19 protein-coding genes are annotated in these 18,027 nt (G+C 44.6%); 9 read left to right on the forward strand and 10 right to left on the reverse strand.

Going from position 1 to position 18,027, the window contains the following annotated elements; translation table 11 throughout:
* Nucleotides 1-539, reverse strand: a 539-nt coding sequence (gene iscB, locus PN499_RS10435; protein ID WP_272031791.1) for an RNA-guided endonuclease IscB, incomplete at its 3' end; no start/stop codon positions are given.
* 305 nt (nucleotides 540-844) lie between these two features.
* Complete coding sequence (locus PN499_RS10440; RefSeq protein ID WP_272031793.1) at nucleotides 845-2,434, reverse strand: site-2 protease family protein; 1,590 nt, start codon at nucleotides 2,432-2,434, stop codon at nucleotides 845-847.
* 87 nt (nucleotides 2,435-2,521) lie between these two features.
* Between PN499_RS10440 and PN499_RS10445 the strand changes: the two genes are divergently transcribed.
* Nucleotides 2,522-2,692 (forward strand): hypothetical protein, encoded by a 171-nt coding sequence (locus tag PN499_RS10445; protein WP_272031794.1) that lies wholly within the window; start codon nucleotides 2,522-2,524, stop codon nucleotides 2,690-2,692.
* 315 nt (nucleotides 2,693-3,007) lie between these two features.
* Here the strand turns inward: PN499_RS10445 and PN499_RS10450 are convergent, their stop codons facing one another.
* Nucleotides 3,008-4,009 (reverse strand): Gfo/Idh/MocA family protein, encoded by a 1,002-nt coding sequence (locus PN499_RS10450; protein ID WP_272031795.1) that lies wholly within the window; start codon nucleotides 4,007-4,009, stop codon nucleotides 3,008-3,010.
* A 421-nt stretch (nucleotides 4,010-4,430) separates the two neighbouring features.
* Between PN499_RS10450 and PN499_RS10455 the strand changes: the two genes are divergently transcribed.
* On the forward strand, nucleotides 4,431-4,730 hold the full coding sequence (locus PN499_RS10455; protein ID WP_007357581.1) for a ferredoxin: 300 nt from the start codon (nucleotides 4,431-4,433) through the stop codon (nucleotides 4,728-4,730).
* Nucleotides 4,731-4,762: 32 nt separating this feature from the next.
* Here the strand turns inward: PN499_RS10455 and PN499_RS10460 are convergent, their stop codons facing one another.
* Nucleotides 4,763-6,145 (reverse strand): RNA-guided endonuclease InsQ/TnpB family protein, encoded by a 1,383-nt coding sequence (locus PN499_RS10460; RefSeq protein ID WP_272031796.1) that lies wholly within the window; start codon nucleotides 6,143-6,145, stop codon nucleotides 4,763-4,765.
* Nucleotides 6,146-6,408: 263 nt separating this feature from the next.
* Nucleotides 6,409-8,061, reverse strand: coding sequence for a SpoIID/LytB domain-containing protein (locus PN499_RS10465; RefSeq protein WP_272031797.1), 1,653 nt, complete (start codon nucleotides 8,059-8,061; stop codon nucleotides 6,409-6,411).
* A gap of 128 nt (nucleotides 8,062-8,189) precedes the next feature.
* Here PN499_RS10465 and PN499_RS10470 point away from each other — a divergent pair, with 128 nt between their 5' ends.
* Entirely contained in the window at nucleotides 8,190-8,336 is a 147-nt protein-coding gene (locus tag PN499_RS10470; protein ID WP_272031798.1) for a hypothetical protein, read from the forward strand.
* Between the two features lie 656 nt (nucleotides 8,337-8,992).
* Nucleotides 8,993-11,401: an EF-hand domain-containing protein gene (locus PN499_RS10475; RefSeq protein ID WP_272031799.1), complete on the forward strand. Its 2,409-nt coding sequence runs from the start codon at nucleotides 8,993-8,995 to the stop codon at nucleotides 11,399-11,401.
* Nucleotides 11,402-11,490: 89 nt separating this feature from the next.
* On the opposite strand, the gene PN499_RS10480 is transcribed toward PN499_RS10475, so the two are convergent.
* Together PN499_RS10480 and PN499_RS10485 are read right to left on the reverse strand one after the other, a co-directional pair.
* On the reverse strand, nucleotides 11,491-11,826 hold the full coding sequence (locus tag PN499_RS10480) for a hypothetical protein (protein WP_272031800.1): 336 nt from the start codon (nucleotides 11,824-11,826) through the stop codon (nucleotides 11,491-11,493).
* 8 nt (nucleotides 11,827-11,834) lie between these two features.
* Nucleotides 11,835-12,212 carry a hypothetical protein gene (locus tag PN499_RS10485; RefSeq protein WP_272031801.1) on the reverse strand — a complete coding sequence of 126 codons (378 nt, stop codon included), beginning with the start codon at nucleotides 12,210-12,212 and terminating at the stop codon, nucleotides 11,835-11,837.
* Nucleotides 12,213-12,479: 267 nt separating this feature from the next.
* Between PN499_RS10485 and PN499_RS10490 the strand changes: the two genes are divergently transcribed.
* The 4 genes from PN499_RS10490 to PN499_RS10505 all read left to right on the forward strand — a co-directional run bounded on the left by PN499_RS10490 (nucleotide 12,480) and on the right by PN499_RS10505 (nucleotide 14,863).
* A complete protein-coding gene (locus PN499_RS10490; RefSeq protein WP_007356942.1) occupies nucleotides 12,480-12,740 on the forward strand; it encodes a ParB N-terminal domain-containing protein in 261 nt (86 codons plus the stop codon).
* Nucleotides 12,741-12,836: 96 nt separating this feature from the next.
* Complete coding sequence (dps, locus tag PN499_RS10495; RefSeq protein WP_272031802.1) at nucleotides 12,837-13,400, forward strand: DNA starvation/stationary phase protection protein Dps; 564 nt, start codon at nucleotides 12,837-12,839, stop codon at nucleotides 13,398-13,400.
* Nucleotides 13,401-13,711: 311 nt separating this feature from the next.
* Nucleotides 13,712-14,380, forward strand: a complete 669-nt coding sequence (grpE, locus tag PN499_RS10500) for a nucleotide exchange factor GrpE (protein ID WP_272031803.1) — start codon at nucleotides 13,712-13,714, stop codon at nucleotides 14,378-14,380.
* Between the two features lie 156 nt (nucleotides 14,381-14,536).
* Nucleotides 14,537-14,863: an STAS domain-containing protein gene (locus PN499_RS10505; protein WP_007356945.1), complete on the forward strand. Its 327-nt coding sequence runs from the start codon at nucleotides 14,537-14,539 to the stop codon at nucleotides 14,861-14,863.
* 56 nt (nucleotides 14,864-14,919) lie between these two features.
* On the opposite strand, the gene PN499_RS10510 is transcribed toward PN499_RS10505, so the two are convergent.
* A complete protein-coding gene (locus PN499_RS10510; RefSeq protein WP_007356946.1) occupies nucleotides 14,920-16,053 on the reverse strand; it encodes a PP2C family protein-serine/threonine phosphatase in 1,134 nt (377 codons plus the stop codon).
* Between the two features lie 188 nt (nucleotides 16,054-16,241).
* On the opposite strand from PN499_RS10510, the gene PN499_RS10515 reads away from it, so the two are divergent.
* Nucleotides 16,242-16,703, forward strand: coding sequence for an ATP-binding protein (locus PN499_RS10515; protein ID WP_272031804.1), 462 nt, complete (start codon nucleotides 16,242-16,244; stop codon nucleotides 16,701-16,703).
* Nucleotides 16,704-16,758: 55 nt separating this feature from the next.
* Here the strand turns inward: PN499_RS10515 and PN499_RS10520 are convergent, their stop codons facing one another.
* The gene (locus PN499_RS10520; protein WP_272031805.1) at nucleotides 16,759-17,520 is read right to left on the reverse strand and encodes a DUF1350 family protein; all 762 of its coding nucleotides are present in this window, start codon (nucleotides 17,518-17,520) and stop codon (nucleotides 16,759-16,761) included.
* A 54-nt stretch (nucleotides 17,521-17,574) separates the two neighbouring features.
* A partial coding sequence (locus tag PN499_RS10525; protein ID WP_465249964.1) for a zinc ribbon domain-containing protein occupies nucleotides 17,575-18,027 on the reverse strand: 453 nt, incomplete at its 5' end.

Genomic DNA, 18,027 nt, shown 5'->3' on the forward strand with positions numbered 1-18,027 from the left:
CCTTGTTGATACTCAATTCCTGATATCTCTGGGGTTTCCATTTTTTGTAAATCGAATCTGACTAATTCTTGAAAAATTGTTTTAACTGGTGCAAGTCTTGACAACTTGTTTACCCAAGTTAAAGTCGTTTCTACGCGGTGTCGAAGGCTAGGAGCCAACCAACCTTCGAGTCTAGTCCGGTTCAAAAACCTCGCTTGACGATACCTTGTGTGCCGATTTCTGCGACCGCGCCGTAGAGAGCGACGAGACTCTAGCAAAGCCTTAATTGCTTGACCGCGATGAGTTAATTCGGCTACCCAGATCAGATTAGAATCTAAAAATAGAGCAAACCCAGTAACTTTTGAACCAGGGTCAATCTTTAAAGTGACAGGCTGCGGGTCTTGAACCACCGCTTTTTTCAAAATTATCGTGAAAGGATAAAGTCGAAAAACTTTACATTTGCCAACCTTTAAGAGTTTGCGTGCCAAAGATGGTTTGCATGGTGTTAGTGGTTTGCGGTTGACATCTAAAACAAAAACGTAATTTGGTAGGATAGACATTGTTGTGTCCCTTCGATTTCTCGTAAAGTTCGCTTTGCCAATGTTATCAGGGCTTTTTACGTTGGCAACACTGTTCCAGTGACCTTAGAACTGTTTAATTGCAAACAACAGAGCGGAAAACTAGCGTCGCATTCTCCGGTGTTATGACCCCAATAACGTAGTCAATTAAGACTTAGGCGGGTAAGCACGGCTTCAGTTTATTTGCTGAAGCCCCGTGTCTTCAGACCGGGGTTGCTTACAAATTTACACCCATTATTAACAGTTAACCGTTAACAGTTAACAGTTAACAGTTAACCGTTAACAATTTAGCTGCCAATGCCTAAACGCCCTGCCAAAGCGGGAGTTAAAGGCAAAAGCGTGGCAATCATCAAAAACAAAGCTAACAAACCCAAAGCCGCACGCGCATCATCCGGTTCGCTGAGCTCGTTCAAACTTGGCCGTTCCAAGTTCCTTTGCAAAATCAGAATCACTATCGCCCAATATAATGCTAAAGGATTTACTAAAGATGCGATCGCTAATACTGCAAAGGTCGCAAATGTCGCCCTCCCCGCAATTTGACGGCCGTAGATCGCTTGGACGACGCGCCCTCCATCCAATAATCCGGCTGGCATCAAATTAATTGCTGTAATCACCAAACCTAACCACCCAACTACCACCAGCGGATGCACATCTACTATGGGTTGCTGCAAAGCATCTCCCAAAACTACCCGTGCTAGTGTTCCTACTAAAACTGAACCCTTAAAAAAATCAGCGGGGATTTGAAATAAACTGCCTTTGTGAGAAAGTAGGAAACCTCCGATCAGCATGGCGAGGGAAACAATTCCCCCTGCTGCTGGCCCAGCGATCGCCACATCAAAGAGGACTTTGCGGTTAGGTAATACTGACTCGAAGCGGTTGACTGCACCAAAAGAGGCAATTTGCCAAGTGGGAATGAAAAATGGCCATGAAAAGCGGACATTATGGCGCTTGGCGAATACTTGATGTCCAATTTCGTGAGCAATTAAAACTGCCCAAACTCCGAGCGCGATCGGCAAGGCTTGCGGGTAGCGCTGCGGTTCGCTAAAGAAGTCAAACCCAAGCAGTAAACCGCCTGTTTCTAAGCTAGTGGCAAATGTAGCCACGATCAGTACCACAGACAGAATTTTTTGAGAGAGTGTGGTTTGTTGGGGATCGTTTTTGCTGGGTAAAATAATCGCTACTGGTCTGCCGTCAGTATTTTCTACTAAAAATAGCCGATAGCGATCGCCTAATCTTTCCTGTAAACTCGCTGACATCCTGCCGTAGACTAATTCTGGATCTCCGCGCAAGTTCCCTTTGCAGATTACGCCATCCTGAAAGGGAATAGTTTCGGTTGCAAAAAACGTATCGATACCAAAAATACCTTGTATTGCCTTCAGGTCTTCTGCGGGGACGGGAACGAGTTCTGGTTGTTGAGTTGTAGCGGTTTGTACTTCTGTTTTTTCGGGTTCTGAATTAGAGAGCTCTGGCGGCCCATCGGCGGAACTAACCATTTTTTCAGCCCGCGATCGCAGCAACGCATCTTCACCTGCCGCTCGTAGTTTTTTCCCTAAGTAAATGTACAATCCCGTAGAAGCCACCAGCATTAATAAAATGCCGACCAGGTTGAGGTAAATCCCGACTGCAAACAAACCGAAGAATAACAGCCAAGGAGTCATCAGCGACACCGACTGCAACCAGGCTAAGATTCCTAGTTTGCCGAAAGGTACGGCTCGGTAATACCCCCAACCTAAAATTCCAATGGCAATCAACACGATAATAATCGTTGCCGCGTTTTCTGATAGAGTATCAATCCCCAATAAAGAGCGATCGGCATCTACTGCACCTATCAGAAATGATAAATTCCTGGGAATATCAAATAGAGTTGGTGTAAACATATCCAAACCTTTCTGAAACTAGCCTTATCACTTAGGATAGCGCCTGAAGGTTACTCATCTAGCAATGAGCTCCTGCTGTTTTTTTGCTTGACATTATATATATTTTATGCTAAAGGATTTTTTACTGGTAGTGTGAGTGCGATCGTTATCCCATTTCTCCAAAGTATGGAAGGGTCAGTGAAAGGCGATCGCCCTCGCCGCATGGGGTACAATTCTGGAAGTAATTGGCACCAGCATCCTCAACTTTGCCCTCACTGACATCCAAGCCGATTTCGGAGCCACAATTCACGAAGTGGGTTGGGTAGTTACCGGGTACGCGATCGCCAAAGTCATCCTTATTTCCTTATTCCTTTGAGAGCTTGGCTAGGAGATTATACCAAATCCGGGTTTAGCGATCCCCTTTATTCGTAATTCTTCGTCATTGCGAGGCGAACACAGCGACAATAAAGGGGGTAGTCAACCCGGATTTGGTATTACTTAGGTTGGGTAAATCTGCCATTGGTAGTGGTTTTAACAGGATTGCCACCCGTCAACTACACAACTTTAAGTTCACCAATTTTCGTCAAGCTCTAATTAATTGCTAATCGCAATACTTTCTCCTGTTTCCGCAGCTTTCTTTAACGAATTTGCAACTTTTAGAGTATACAAACTAGCGGCTGAATTTAGATAAAGAGGCGTTCCCTCTATTAAATAATCTAAGACCATTATTGTATCTTTTGCAAATAAGCCGCGACGAGTACCAACCTCAATATTTTGGGTATTTTCTCCCTGGATTAATTGACCAGATTCCGGCGTAAAAATTAGCTTTCCTGCTTCACCGTAAATAGTAAAAGTATTTTCCGACTGCCACCATGTTTCTCCTTTCCCATACACAGATTCAGCTATAATACCGTTAGTAAATCGCAACTGAGCGCTGCACAAACAAGATTTATAAAAATCGGGTTCCGTATCCCAAAATTGAGTTTGACAGGTAACACTCCCTACTTCCCCAAACAAATCAGTAAATCGATGCAATCGAGAAAGAGCACCAACAAAAGGAAAGCCAAACAAGGAATGTTGGTAAGTCCATTTCCGAGGTGCAGGATGCTGGGGATTGATGGTAACGTAGCGGACATAGGAAACTCTGCCAATTGCTGGCAAATATTCCTTAACTGCTTGATGCAAACCGCCTAATAGTTCAATGTGTTCGACGTGGAGCAATTTTTGCTGTTGCTGTGCGATCGCGATCGCGCCTTCAGCTTCCGATGCGTCCAATGCTAGGGGATATTCGACAACTACGTGCTTGCCATTTTCCAGGGCCGCACGCGCGATCGCGCCGTGATCTCGATTTACCGTACAGACAATTACCAAATCTAGGTCATCGCGTTCTATTAGTTTCCGCCAAGAAACTGATTGCTCAATCTGGAATTCTTCGCTAAAGGCTTCCGTACTCTCAGGCCTATGACCCGCAACGGTTATCAGGTGCGATCGCTCATCAGTCCCCAGAGTCTGGGCCCTTAGCTTAGCGGTAAAACCCGTACCAACAATGCCCACCCTAATAGGGGAACTAGCCGAGAAGCGAGAGGTAGTATTCATCTGGAACTCACTGCAAAATAACCAAAATATAGCAGTCGCCAAGGCAATTAAGACCTTCTGAGTTCCACCAAACTCGCTGATTCTATTCCCTTCTTCCCCTTCTTCCTCTAGCCGTGAGCATGGGAGTATCGGAGCATCGTAGCCCCTTCTTCTTCCCCTAGCCCTAAGCATCGGAGCATCGGAGCATCGTAACCGCCCTGGCGGTTGCTATAGCATAAGTATAAGTAATCAAGATGAAATTAGAAAAAGTTATAACTAATCCCATTCAAAATATATATGAAATCAGTGTTGCAAAATTCCTAGTTTCCCCTACTATCAGAGAGTAAACTAACCAAAGTGCAAACCTGACGGGCTAATATAACATTCAGGTTTGTATTAGGCAAGCTTATCGGTTTTGTAGAACTTTTGAGAGGATCAGTGCATGGCAACCTATAAAGTAACACTCATCAACGAAGCTGAAGGCATTAATTCCACGATTGACGTTGAGGAAGATACATATATTCTCGACGCTGCTGAAGAAGCAGGACTTGACCTGCCTTACTCTTGTCGCGCAGGTGCTTGCTCTACCTGTGCTGGCAAAATCACCAGCGGTGAAGTGGATCAGTCTGACCAATCTTTCTTGGATGACGATCAGATCGAAGCCGGATTTGTCTTAACCTGCGTCGCTTATCCCAAGTCTGACTGTACTATCCAAACCCACCAAGAAGAATCTCTGTACTAAGGTGACATACTCCCACATCAAGCTGAGTACAGCTATGATGTGGGCTTCTCAGCAGCCCGATGAAGGGTATGCAAGATTTCCTTGGCGGTACTGTTATCCATAGAACCAACTACAGAAAGATTCCCACTACGGCGTTTTATACTGGGGAAAATGCCCATCCCCAGTCTTTTTAGATTGATCGCAGCATTAATATCGCGATCTACCATCAAAGAGTTTTGCTCGTCCCAATAGTCTCGCATACTACAATCGGTGAAAATAACTTCATTCCGATAGCTGAGTACCATTGAGGTGTAAGCAGGTTTATGTGAAATGACGGCTGCTCCAGCTTTTCCGGCTATGTAGTCCAGCGTCGTAAAAAATTGGCCAAAAGCTGCATCTTGCCAAGATTTATTTAGTCCCGACTTAGCGGATTGACCGTTAGGAAGATAATTTCCATCGTCATCTTGCTTGGTCTTATTCCGCTTCATCAAACCTTTGAGGTTCAAGTCTTCATGGAAAAAGAATTTAGCTCCCGTCCTCACCAATTTGTGAGCAGTTTTGTAATGAAAGTTCTTACGAGAACGGGCAATCTTTTGATGTTGCCTCGCCTCTTTTTTAGCTAATTTGCGTCTTGACTTAGAACCTCGTTTCCGTTTGTTTCGCTTCGTTGAAATACGATTTAGTTTAGATTGACTTTTTCGGAGCGGTTTTAACGAGGGTAATTTCTCTCCTTCGGATGTGGCGAGGTAGACATCTTCGTGCAAAACTGCATCCAGACCGATTGAGTTATCCCAAGTGGGAATAATTTTGTCGGGTGTAGATTCAGGAACAGAATCGTCTTCAAGATTTAACTGAATAAACCAACCGTCAGATTTTCTCGTAACACTGACTTGTTTAACAGTAAACCCGTCTGGAGTTCGGCGGTGCATCCTAACTTTTATAACCCCTAATTTGGGTAATCGAAGGTAAAACCAGTTCTTGCGAACTAATTTAACCCAGCCATCACCCGCAGTTGGGAAAGTCATAGTGCGGTAGTCAGCCTCGGTTTTAAATCGAGGTCTACCAGACTTCCCACCTTTGCTGTCACCGACAATAAACCGTTCAAATGCTTTCTCTACTCGCTTAGAGACATCTTGCAATACAGTTGAATCTACTTGCTTAAAATCTAGCAACTCACCACTATGGACTACTTTAACCAAATCTTTTTTGAGGATTGGTAGTTGTTGTTTTTGGTGGTAATAATTTGGCTTTTCTCTGGGAGCAGCAATGCTGGTTATCAATGGACAAGCGTTTACAGTAGTGCGATTCTTTTCCCACCAATCAAAGCGCTCTCCCAACTGGCGGTTATACCAATAACGGCAAATTCTCAGCCATTGGTTGAGGGTTAGTTTTTGATTAGTGTCGGGATAGAATTGGTACTGGTAGGTAGCTTTCATTACATCGCAGCCGATACGCATCAATTAGTGTTACTTTAACATAAAAATATTGAACACTTTAAGAAAGTTTTTGTTCGCCTCGTCATCCACCTGCCCACTGCTCAAAGCTATGCTTTGAGATTGCGAACAGGCGGAATCCTCGTCTCACGCGCCTCTCATCCCACACTAACCTTCGATCGGTATAGTGTGGGGATTCCCATCGGTTTAGCTAAATCAGCAACAGACGGTTGTTTTCAGTAGTAGGGTGGGCAATTCCCACCTTACTAATTTTTATTTTCGGGCGATCGCCAAAAAACTATAGAGGGATCGAGGGGTACAACTTTGCTACCTGGGAAATAAAAGTTAAGAATGCGATCGCTATTCCAACCCAATTTAGCCAAGTTATAAGACCCAGTTTGGCTCATCCCTACACCGTGACCAAAACCGCCTCCCACAAAGGCATATCCTTTAATCGATTTATCGGGATTGTACACTGGATCTAAATAAAACAGCGTACTGATTGGCGGCTCAAAAGCGTTGCGAATCTCATCTTTATCAATCTCAATTTTTCCTGCATCAGTTTGCACAGTCATTTTCAAAACTCGGCCCGCAGGCGATCGCTCCGTAACTAACACCTGCTGAATCGTTTTAAAATTAGCCAGAGGACTCTGTTTCTTCTGAAAATATTGCTTCAGAAATGCAGCCATCGCCTCTAAGCTAGTTTCTTCCCGCCAGCGAAAGGCATCAGAACCTTCCTCATTAAACCCCTTCTTCAGGCTCATAAATCGCCGGAAATTTTGTTCATTTGCCAAACTCTGCTTAGATAAATCCCAAACATTACCTGGTGCGTCAATCACCGATCGCAAATAAGGTCTTTCTGGGCCATGCCAAACATCGCCAAAAGTAGCCGTAATACCGCCGCTAGCCGCAGAATAAAGCGCGTCTACCAGTTCATTATTATAGGCTACTACCAAACCGCGAGTTGCAGAAATTGCCCTGTCAGTTTCAGGATAAACCTCAGTCAATCCCTTGTAAACTTGGCAATTAGTATCCGCGCACAATTCGTAATTATCAATCGCAAAGCGGCGAATATTCCTCAGCGCATAAGTCCTTGCTAAAATTGCTTGAGCTTCAATCGAAGCGTAGGGAGAAAATGCCCCAATTTCATGCGGTACAACTCCTCGCAAATAAGTTTCTACAGGCACTTCATTCACTAAAGTATAAGTACCGTAAGCATTAGTTTGAAGTTGCAGTCTCCCCCCATAGCGGCGAGTATTCTCATAGCTGGGCGTTGTCCCTTCCGCGACTTCAATCACCCCATTTCCCGCCGTCACCTTCAACTCATTGCGATTGTATCGAAAGCCATTTAGCACCCAAAATGCTTGCGGTACTTGCTTGACAATTTTAGTATCGATAAAAGCAGTTTTATTACCTTGAGCCTGTAAACTTTCTAACAACAATCGCCGCAATAAAGGAGTTTTATAAACATCTCGTTTTGCCCAAACTTGCCAACGTTCCGGTTGAGCAATTTCTACTTCAATTCCCCGATCGCGCCACTGATTCGCGCTATCTTCAGCACTCTCGAAACTGCGGTGAGCACTGAGTATAACTCGTTCCTCTACTACAGGTGCAGGTAGCGGTTTCATCGCCACTTCTAACTTGACACTAGCAGTGTTAGCTGTTTCTATTCCCTTGGGAGTTAGGTAACGCAAAGTTAAGCTTGAACCTGGGGTAGCTTTCAGTGTCAGCTTGTCCGTTGGTTTAGTGCCAAATCTCTGTACCACACCGATTTTGATATCTCGATCTTTGGGAGTTTCTTTAGGAGCTTGGGCGAAACTAGACTCGCTACCAAGTCCTAGGAGGCAAAAAGCAGTAAAAAGCTGGACAGATATGCTGAAATACTTAAAAAGCGAAGCTTGAGCTTGTTGAGCTAGCAAAGTTAACTGCCTCCTAGGACTGGAAATTTGGTGCTTCCTTGAATTGTAGGGTAGCACAAGTTAATGCGTCTACAGAGGTATTGACAAAATTTGCTCTACTTCTAATTCATCTTAACAAGATCGGACTTATGCAGAGACAACCTCATTATCTCATAGCGATGCCTGCGGACTTACGCAGAGACAACCTCATTATCTCATGGGATGCCTGCGGACTTTGGCACGATCCTTTGATGGGATCAGAGCGAACTTTGCCGAAAGGCTCAGTCAAGCCGTAAAATGCTAGATACACCTACGTAGCGAAGCCATCTTAGACCGCGATTTTTTTGATACTTCGTGCTTAAGTCCTGGAGATGCCTTGCCTAATTCTAGAAAAGATAAGGTTTCAGCAAAAATATTCAAAACTATTGTTAAAAAAAATAATTAAAGCGGCTACCATCGCTCCTTTTCTTACTCTAAACCTTGAAGAAATACACCCATAAGACTTATATCAATTCGGAAAACTATTAGTACAATCTTGATGTTAGTTTTCACTTCGTACTGTCTAAACTACAGCTATTACTGTTACAGAAACTTTAAGGATGGGGATTATATACTACTTTAGGATTTTATAAATATTTTTTCACATTTAAATTCTGATAACAATCGACCATTCCTGCTATTGTGAGAACTAAGTAGATTAAGTGGGAAAATACATAAGTATGTCATTACGAGTGAAACGTTGGCGTAGCCTGCCCGTTAGGGCTTAGCAATCCCAAGAGGAATGAGAGCTTTACATTCTGTTACATACCAAGATCGATCTACACCTACCTACTTAACCAGAATAGACTTACACATGAATGTGTAAAACTCAACTCCCCCCAACTTTTTTTAAAATGGGTTTTAGGAGTGTCTCTGCGTAAGTCCTACATAAAGTAATTTGGAGAAGATAATTATGACACCTGTAGAAATTGAAAGAACACCAATGACTGAGCAAGAAGTAGAAAAGCTGTGGGAAGCATTTAAAATGTTTGACGCAGACGGTAGCGGTGCTATTTCAGCAGAAGAACTGGGTCAAGTGATGCGATCCTTGGGACAGAGCCCCAGCGAGACAGAACTCCGGGACATGATTAAAGAAGTAGATGTTGACCTGTCGGGAAGTATCGATTTTGAAGAGTTTAAAGCGTTAATTGTCTCCCAACAAGGCGATCGCACCAGCCGCCTAAAACTAGCATTCAGCGTGTTTGATGAGGACGGCAGCGGTCAAATCACCGTCAACGAGCTGCGTAGTGTGATGAGTCAGTTTGGACTGACAGATAAAGAACTTAATGACATAGTACAAGAAGTCGATCATGATGGCGATGCCTCCATTGACTTTGAAGAGTTCTGTAAACTGGTGCCCGAAGAGTCCGAGATCGCAACAGGTTATCAAGACTCACCCATTCCCCCCACCACATCAGATCAGCCAACTGCAACTGATGCGAGTACAACAGCCACCGAAAGCACACCCACGATCGCCAACGAGGTAGAACCAACCACCACCACACCCACTCCCCAGGAAACACCCAGCGAAATAGATGCAGAGGTAGCGAGACTCACAGAACTACTCGCCAAACACCCACAAAACGAGACAAAGCGCGGTACATCGCGCTTACAGATGCAAATTGGTCTATTTCGCCTAATCCAGGGAGCCGCCTATCGCTGCTTCCGCGAGAGTTTCTCCGCCAACCACGAAACCCACCTGCGCGTCAGAAATCTACCCTACAGAATCACTGATTTTGTCAAATTTGTGAAGACTGCGATCGCGCTTTACAAAGGATTAGGAATCGTCGAACCAGCTTGCAATCCCTTACTGGATGCAGTGGTAGAATCAATTACTAATGAGTATGCCCGACTAGAAGACCGGATTAAGAATTGGAAGGCGATCGAAAAAACCCCAGAAATGTTGGCAGAACAAAAAGCCATGTTAGAGGCGCGGGGTAAATCTGCCACTGTCAAAGAAAAGTTTGCCGCCGGAGTTGAGTTTGCCATCACCATCAAGAAAAAACGTCTTAACTTGCGCGATGTTGCTGAAGGTGTACTTGCCATCAATGAGCTCAACCGACTCAGGAAGATGGAACTCAATCAAGAGATTGCTCCAGAAGTAGAGCAATCAGCCGGAGATCCCAAAGATTACCTCAAAAAGTGGAACCGCGTCCTCCTCTCTGATGCCTCCGAACAAGTCGATGGTGCAATGATGCCAGTAGCCTATTGGTATGAGGAATTTATGCCAAAACTGTTGGCTGCTTTCAGCGTCAACACCGTCGCCGATATCCAGAGTAATACCGTTCCTGACGAAGCAGCCTTAGACAAGTGGTATCAATCTACTAAGGAGTCAGGGGAATTTAACGTTTATGGTGCCGATGTTGCAGACGGCTTTTCCCAATGCACTCCCCAACAAAAACTAATGCTTAAACAAGCTTGGCGACTCACTCACAACTACCTAAATGGAGTGCAAAAACGGCGGGAACGTCAGGAATTTGGACGCGACTCTGGCGCACTTTCCCATTATGTATCATTCATTGATATATCCCTGGGCCGCAGCGATATCAAGGATGCTCAGATGCGCGTCAGTTTTCCATACTATATCGGGCCAGGGGTTTGGCGTTTCTTCCACACCAGTGCGGAAATTGTATCTACTAAAACGCCTGAGCAACAAAAAGCCTTGATAGCCGTTTTCAAGGAGTTTTTTCAACTTTTTGCCACGATGTACCCCTGTCCTTATTGTCGCCACCATCTAAATGCCTATGTTGTGCAGAATAAGGAGGTGGAAATGTACCCTGTGGAGTACCTCGTACTCGGCCGCGACGTGAATCTTACTGACTTTAAGGTATCCCTAGAAGCAAAGCTTTCTACTGTGGTTGATGGTTCTTCTCTGCGCTTATTTTTCTGGAAGTTACACAACACTGTTTCTTCATCTATTGCTCGTTCTGAGGAGTGGTATCACAAGGATGAAAAAGCTTTCTACACTACTCGCTATTGGCCGAGTCTTGACTCAGAGTTAGCGCGTGCCAAAGCACTTAAACATATCAGCATTTCCACCGATCGCATCTATGGTCTTTATGGGATGCTGAAGCCTGCATCGCGGCTTTCGGCTGTGAGAACTACTTTGCAAAAGCTTTTGGAAAAGGGCGATGTGGAAGGGATTAAGGCTGCCTGTACGATCGCCGAAGATTATATTAAGGATTTGGAGGAGGCTGCGATCGGTGGAAATTTCCTACAGGATACATATTACTTCGAGCCTGATCTTGTTGATAAAGCTCCACACTTTACTCCTGATGAAGAACAATTTGCCCGCAGTGGTGTGTTTGTGGAGATTGGTTAACCCTCAGTAAATTAAATTGAATTCTCAATAATTTACTCAAAGGTATGTAGTTGCGCTTTAGCGCAGACAGCGCAACTACATACAGACAACTACTCGTAGCGATCCTTCTTAGATTTAATCACCTCAATTACATCATCGTGCATTTGCCCCTCAATAATATCCTTGAGATGAATTTGCCCATTGATGTATTGAACGTGGATACGCCAGCCTGAGATTTTATCGATATCAGCACGATAAATTTTCTGCTTAACACCTGTTACTTTGTGGAGTCTCGTTTTTGGAAATTTTCTTGTTCTGTGACACTCGTTGTCTTCAAGTTCTGCCAAAGCTTCAAGAAAACAAATCTTTAGCTCATCATCTGGCAAAATCTTCATAGCTTTGTGAATAATACCATATTCATCGCAGAGGGTAATAGTCTGTGCCATAAATAAGCTTACGAGATTTGGGCAGCTTCTAGATTGTGGTGAAGGATATCTTGATATAAAGACTCTGCTACACCCTGATATGCTCGATCGAGGTCATCGTGTTTAACTACTCGAAAAAGAGTAAAAATAACTTGCCCAAAAATTGGATCTTCGTCAACTGCCCAAATCACTCTTAGTGTTCGAGAAATCCGTAGTATGTAAAGAGAAGATTCGTAACCATTAAGATTTAGGGGAAGGCGATGTAGCTTACGATAGACATCAGCTTTTTGAGTTGGGAAGAGGCTAGCGCAATCGTTAATTTTTTGAATAGCTGCTGCTTTTTCATCTTCACTCAACTTAGAAATATCTTTCTCAAAGCGCTTTGTTGACTCAATTAAAACATCCACGTTACGAACCGCCAGTCTTAATCTAATACTTGCTTTCAAGACTTAAGTATAACAAAAAAATCTTGTTTTTAGAATAGGATTAGGACTTGTTGGCGATCGCAACTGCCGAAGCACCATAAAATCAGAAACTCAAACCGATTACATCAACCTATGCTCAGCGGTAATTTTTTGTTTAAGTCCCGCTAATGTCATAGTTTCCTGACATTTGACTTGCAACTCGAAGTCGTTATGAGTATGATTTAAAAAGAAGCAAGAAAGAGAGCCGCAATGAGGATAGAAGAAATACCTATCAAACAAATTCGCCGCCCCCTGCCGCGAGTCAACGACCAAACCAAAGTAGCCGCGCTGATGGAATCCATCCGCGAGGTAGGATTAAAAGAGCCAATCGACGTGCTAGAAGTAGATGGCAAGTATTATGGCTTCTCAGGTTGCCACAGATATGAAGCTTGCGATCGCCTCGGCCTCGAAACCATCCGCTGCAAAGTCCGCCGAGCACCCCGTTCCGTTTTGCAGATGCACCTAGCCTAAGAGATTTGAAGAAGCCAGCTCATCCTTTTAGCAGATGCTTCTGTCACCAGTTTTTTCTAAAATTTCTCTAATTACAATTAACTTGAGGCAAACATAATGAGTAAGAACAACCACAAACAAGCTCTTTACCCAACTCGTATCGATCTGTCCGCAGAAACGCGCACTAAACTTGTTGGGATTCTTAACGACACTTTGGCAAACACCCTCGACTTAAAAACTCAAGTCAAGCAAGCCCACTGGAACGTCAAAGGCTTAGATTTTTACCAGTTACACTTGCTGTTTGATGAAATGGCAGGAGAATTAGAAGAGTACGTCGATATGTTTGCCGAAAGGATCACAGCTTTGGGCGGGTTGGCTTTGGGAACAGCCCGCATCGCCGCCGCAGAATCGAGCTTGCCAGAGTATCCCTTCGATATCCTTGATGGTAAATCCCATATTACCGCCTTAGCCGATCGCTATGCTCCCTATGGCAAGTTATTGCGAGATGCGATCGATAAGACGGGAGAATGGGGCGATGCTGACACTGCTGATTTATACACCGAAGTCTCGCGGGCGATCGACAAGCGGCTATGGTTCTTGGAAGCCCACCTGCAACCCTCAGAAATTGGTTCAGAAGATGAGGAAGTGGCTGGAAAAAAAGAAAAAGTCAAGCACAAGTAAAATTTGTTAACGGTTAACGGTTAACTGTTAACCGTTAGTTGTTTGCTTGCTGAGTTAGACATTATAGAGTGGTGCGGGCATCTTGCTACAGCACTTTCCAGGTAAGTGAGGTACAGAGAAACCGGGTTTCTTGAATAAAACCGATTTCTGGCGATAAATAAGCGAAGAAACCCGGTTTCTGGGGTGTACTTCATAAACCTGGAATCCGCTGTATATAATTCTGATGTACTCGGAAATGAATAAAAGTTTAACCAATTACCAATTACCAATTACCAATTACCAATTTCCCAGAGACTTTGAAGGGGTAATGCGTGACAGTTAAAATTTCAGATTACACCCTCGAATTACAACGCCTGATGCAACAGGCGGGGTTTTCTAGTTTGAGGGCGTTGAGTCAGGCAAGTGGCGTTTCTGAACTGGATTTGATCCGCTTGCGGCGGGGGTTAGCTTTGCAGACGCGAGCAGATACGCTAGTAAAAATTAGTCAAGCTTTGGAAATTTCTATAACAGAGTTATTGGCAACTTTTGCTCCTGGGTCTGTAGAATTGCCCCAGGAGTCAGGATCGGCAGCAATAGCAGAGGAAATAGCACAGGAATACGATCGCCTGCAAACTCAGATGCAGCAGCAGCGAGAAACTTTAATACAGGAATTTCAGCAACAAACATTGCAAATCTTGGAATCTTGGATGCTGCAATGGCCAACTGCGGCAAGTAAAGCTCAGGAAAATCCCGACTTATCCGCAGTGAAATTGCTGCCATTACTACGGCCAATTGAACAGCTATTGCGGGAATGGGGAGTAGAGGCGATCGCCACAGTCGGAGCATCCATTCCCTATGACCCCCAATTTCACCAGCTAATGGAAGGAACCGCTCAGCCAGGGGAAACAGTCAAAGTGCGCTACACTGGCTATCGGCAAGGAGACAAACTCCTCCACCGCGCCAAAGTCAGCCCCATTACTTTCAAAGTTCCCGAAACTTGATAGAATTATGGCTGTCTGACTCAGCCTTTAATCATCAAGCTTTTTGTGGATCATCCTCAAAAAGGTTGTTATTAAAAATCCCCGCGTCTTTAGACTGGGGAGTGTCAAACTAAAGTAATCTGGCTACTGATAATCGGATATAGCACCTGGAAAATTATGAGTCCTGTAGTTAAAATTATTCAACCCTCCGGCATTTTAGACGGTACAAAGGCAAGTCAATTCCGCCAAGAGATTAGCGATCTAGTGGAATCTGGGGCAGATGTGGTATTAATAGACTTCCAAGATGTGACATTTATGGATAGTTCTGGCTTAGGCGCTTTAGTCCTGGCGCTGAAAACTGTACGCGCCGCCGGCAGCCAACTGGTAGTCTGTTCTATCAACGAGCAAATCAGAATCTTGTTTGAACTCACTAGCATGGATCGAGTTTTCGAGATATTTCCTAGCCGCGACGCTTTTAATACCAAGATTCTCTCCAGCAGCTAAACTTTTTAGGCGATCGCCGCTTGCAAATTTCTCCAAAATGTGCTAAGGGAGATAAGTTAGCCAAAGTTGACTTTGAGTAAAGACCAATCATCGTCAAAAGCAGCTTTGGCATTTAAATTTTGAACGTAGTTAAAAACTCGGTCAAGATCGTCAGCATTTCTGTTGTGAGGAGTAGTAATTAGGTCAATAAAAGCATCAAGCCCCCAGATATTGCCATCAGGTTGATGAATCTCGTAAACCCCATCACTGAAGATATACAGCGTACTCAACTCATCTACATAGCAGGAATTATCGAGATATTCAGCATCTGGGAACATCCCAACTGGCATTCCGGGAGTTTTTAGGCGTTTGGCTTTGGGGATACCCCCATCCGTGGATACCAAGACGGCGGGCGGATGACCGGCGCTGGCATATACTAGCTGGCGCTGAGGTCGGTTGTAAACACCGTACCACATTGTAAAATACTTGTCATTTTGATAACTCATCTGAAAAGTAGTATTGAGCGATCGCAGCACCTCGCTAGGTTGGTAGTAGTTAATATTGGGAATAGCTCGCGATCGCAGCAAATTCAAGACTGCCACAGAGGGAAGCGCCGCCCTCAAACCATGTCCAGCCACATCCAGCAAGTAAATCGCCAAATAATCAGAGTCCAGCCAAGTATAGTCAAAGCAATCTCCACCCAACTGCCTCGAAGGGATAAACTTTGCCTCCACGCTCACAGGTTCCGTTAAAGGATCGGGGAGTAGCGATCGCACATACTCAGCCGCCTCAGCTAACTCAGCCTCCAGTAACCCCTTAGCAATTTGTAAATCTCGGCTAAGCTGGTGTAGGCGCAGCCCCGCCCGCACTCTGGCTTGCAACTCATTGAGTTCAATCGGCTTAGAGATAAAATCATCCGCGCCAGCATCAAGACCCTTAACGCGATCGGCTACCGATCCCAGCGAAGTCAACAAAAAGAATTGAGTAGTTGACAAATCTGGATTTGCCTTAACTCGGCGGCACACTTCTATTCCCGTCAGACGCGGCATAATCCAGTCGCAAATGATCAGAGCTGGGCGCAACTGTTGAGCCTGGGTAATACCGTCTTCGCCATTGCTCGCTACCGTAACCTCATAACCCTGTTTTTTCAGGGTTCTTCTCAGCAGCTCTTGAACGGCAGTATCGTCGTCAATAACCAGAATTTGAAACATGGGGGCTCAGGTAGTACAAGTTTTTCAAGGTCTGGGGGTAGTCAAAAAGATATCCAGCCAACACGCTTGCCACAATTGAGTATAGTCTAATAAGATAGCAGTCGAGCTAAATGCTAGGCGAGTCAACAGTCGCGCTCAATTTAGACTTAAACTTGATTTAAAATACGGCATAACTTTAGTGGCTTAGCGTGGTTGAATTAAAAAGTTCTGACAAGTCGCCAGTACCGGGGAAAGCCCACATTCAAGTCAATCCAGATCTGAAGGAATTAGACCCTGTTTTGTCTTGGTTTGCCCAATTGCATCAGCCGCCAATTCCCACCAGTATTTGGCTCAGGTGTCAATTAGCCCTAGCTGAGGGTTTTACCAATGCGGTTCGCTATGCCCACAAAGGCAAACCGGACATTCCTATTGACATTGAGGTAGCCCTGTTTCCCGAACGCTTAGAGATTAGAATCTGGGATTACGGCCCATCCTTTGATTTAGAACAGAAAATCAAGGAACTATCCGATCGAGTGGATACGTTTTCTGGTGGCGGCCGAGGCGTAAAACTGATGAAGGACATAGCCGATCGTCTGAGTTATACCGCTACTGCCGATAACCGGAACTGTCTATTAATCGTCAAAGGTTATTCCCCCCAAATTGAAACATGAATGGTTCAGAGGTTGGGGGGTGAGGTCAAATAATTGAGAATGAGACAACCCTACTCTAGGAAAGGGGATTGAGCCAACGTAGGATTTCCCGTTTTAACTGATTCAGTTCCCGGTAGACTTGTTGTTTCACCCACTGACCAATAGCATCTAGGGGGGTAAAAACTTGACCAACAGGCCAGCTTACATCTTGACCCAAGGGCGTTTGGTGGTTGCCGGCCATTGTCTGTAACGCAACCATACCGGGAAAACGGGGTTGGAGTACCTTTGCCAGTATTATGCTCTGATCGAGATTGTCATCGGCAAATTTAACTAAGAGGTTACGCCGAATTTGATAGTGTTCTTGGACTATACGGTTAGTTTCTTGGGGGGAAGGAGTAAACTCAACGTTAAAGACGGGCGATATTTGCTCTACGATCGGGATTGCGTCGCGGGCTGCATAGTTGTTAAAAGAAATCAAGATATTACCCGCCCGTTCTACGTCAAATAGACTGCCGATGAGTAGGTGTAACTTGCAACCCATGCTGTGCCCGATGCCGTAGATGGGGAAGTATGCCTTTCGTAAGGTTTTAGTAGCGTACAAGCGATCGAGGGCGTTTTCAAATTTGTTGAGGACATCGCGGGCGATCGCAACATGATCTAAAGTATTCACAAATGGTGTAGCAACCACAGCATATCCTTGTCCTGCCAATTCCTCTAATAGCCACCGATAGGTCAATTGCGGTGCTGTGGCTACAAAAGCCCCCCCTAGAAAATGTACGATCGCGCTAGGTCGCGGTGGAATTAATACCCAGTTCCCAGAAATTTCTTGCCAGTCCATAAATTAATATCTTAAAACTATAGGTGACATACTCCCACATCAAGCTGGGTACAGCTATGATGTGGGCTTCTTAACAGCCCGATGAAGGGTATCCAAGATTTCCTTCGCAGTACTTTCATCCATAGAACCAACTACAGAAAGATTCCCGCTACGGCGTTTTATACTGGGGAAAATGCCCAACCCCAGTCTTTTTAAGTTAATCGCAGCATTAATATCTCGATCTACCATCAAAGAGTTTTGCTCATCCCAATAGTTTCGCATATTACAATCGGTGAAAATTACTTCATCCCGATAACTGAGCACCATTGAGGTGTAAGCAGGTTTATGTGAGATGACGGCTGCTCCAGCTTTTCCGGCTATGTAGTCCAGCGTCGTAAAAAATTGTCCAAAAGCTGCATCTTGCCAAGACTTATTCAGTCCCGACTTAGCAGATTGACCGTTAGGTAAATACTTTCCATTCTCATCTTGCTTGCTCTTATTCCGCTTCATTAAACCTTTGAGGTTCAA

The sequence above is a fragment of the Kamptonema animale CS-326 genome, from assembly GCF_028330895.1.
GTDB lineage: Bacteria > Cyanobacteriota > Cyanobacteriia > Cyanobacteriales > Microcoleaceae > Kamptonema > Kamptonema formosum.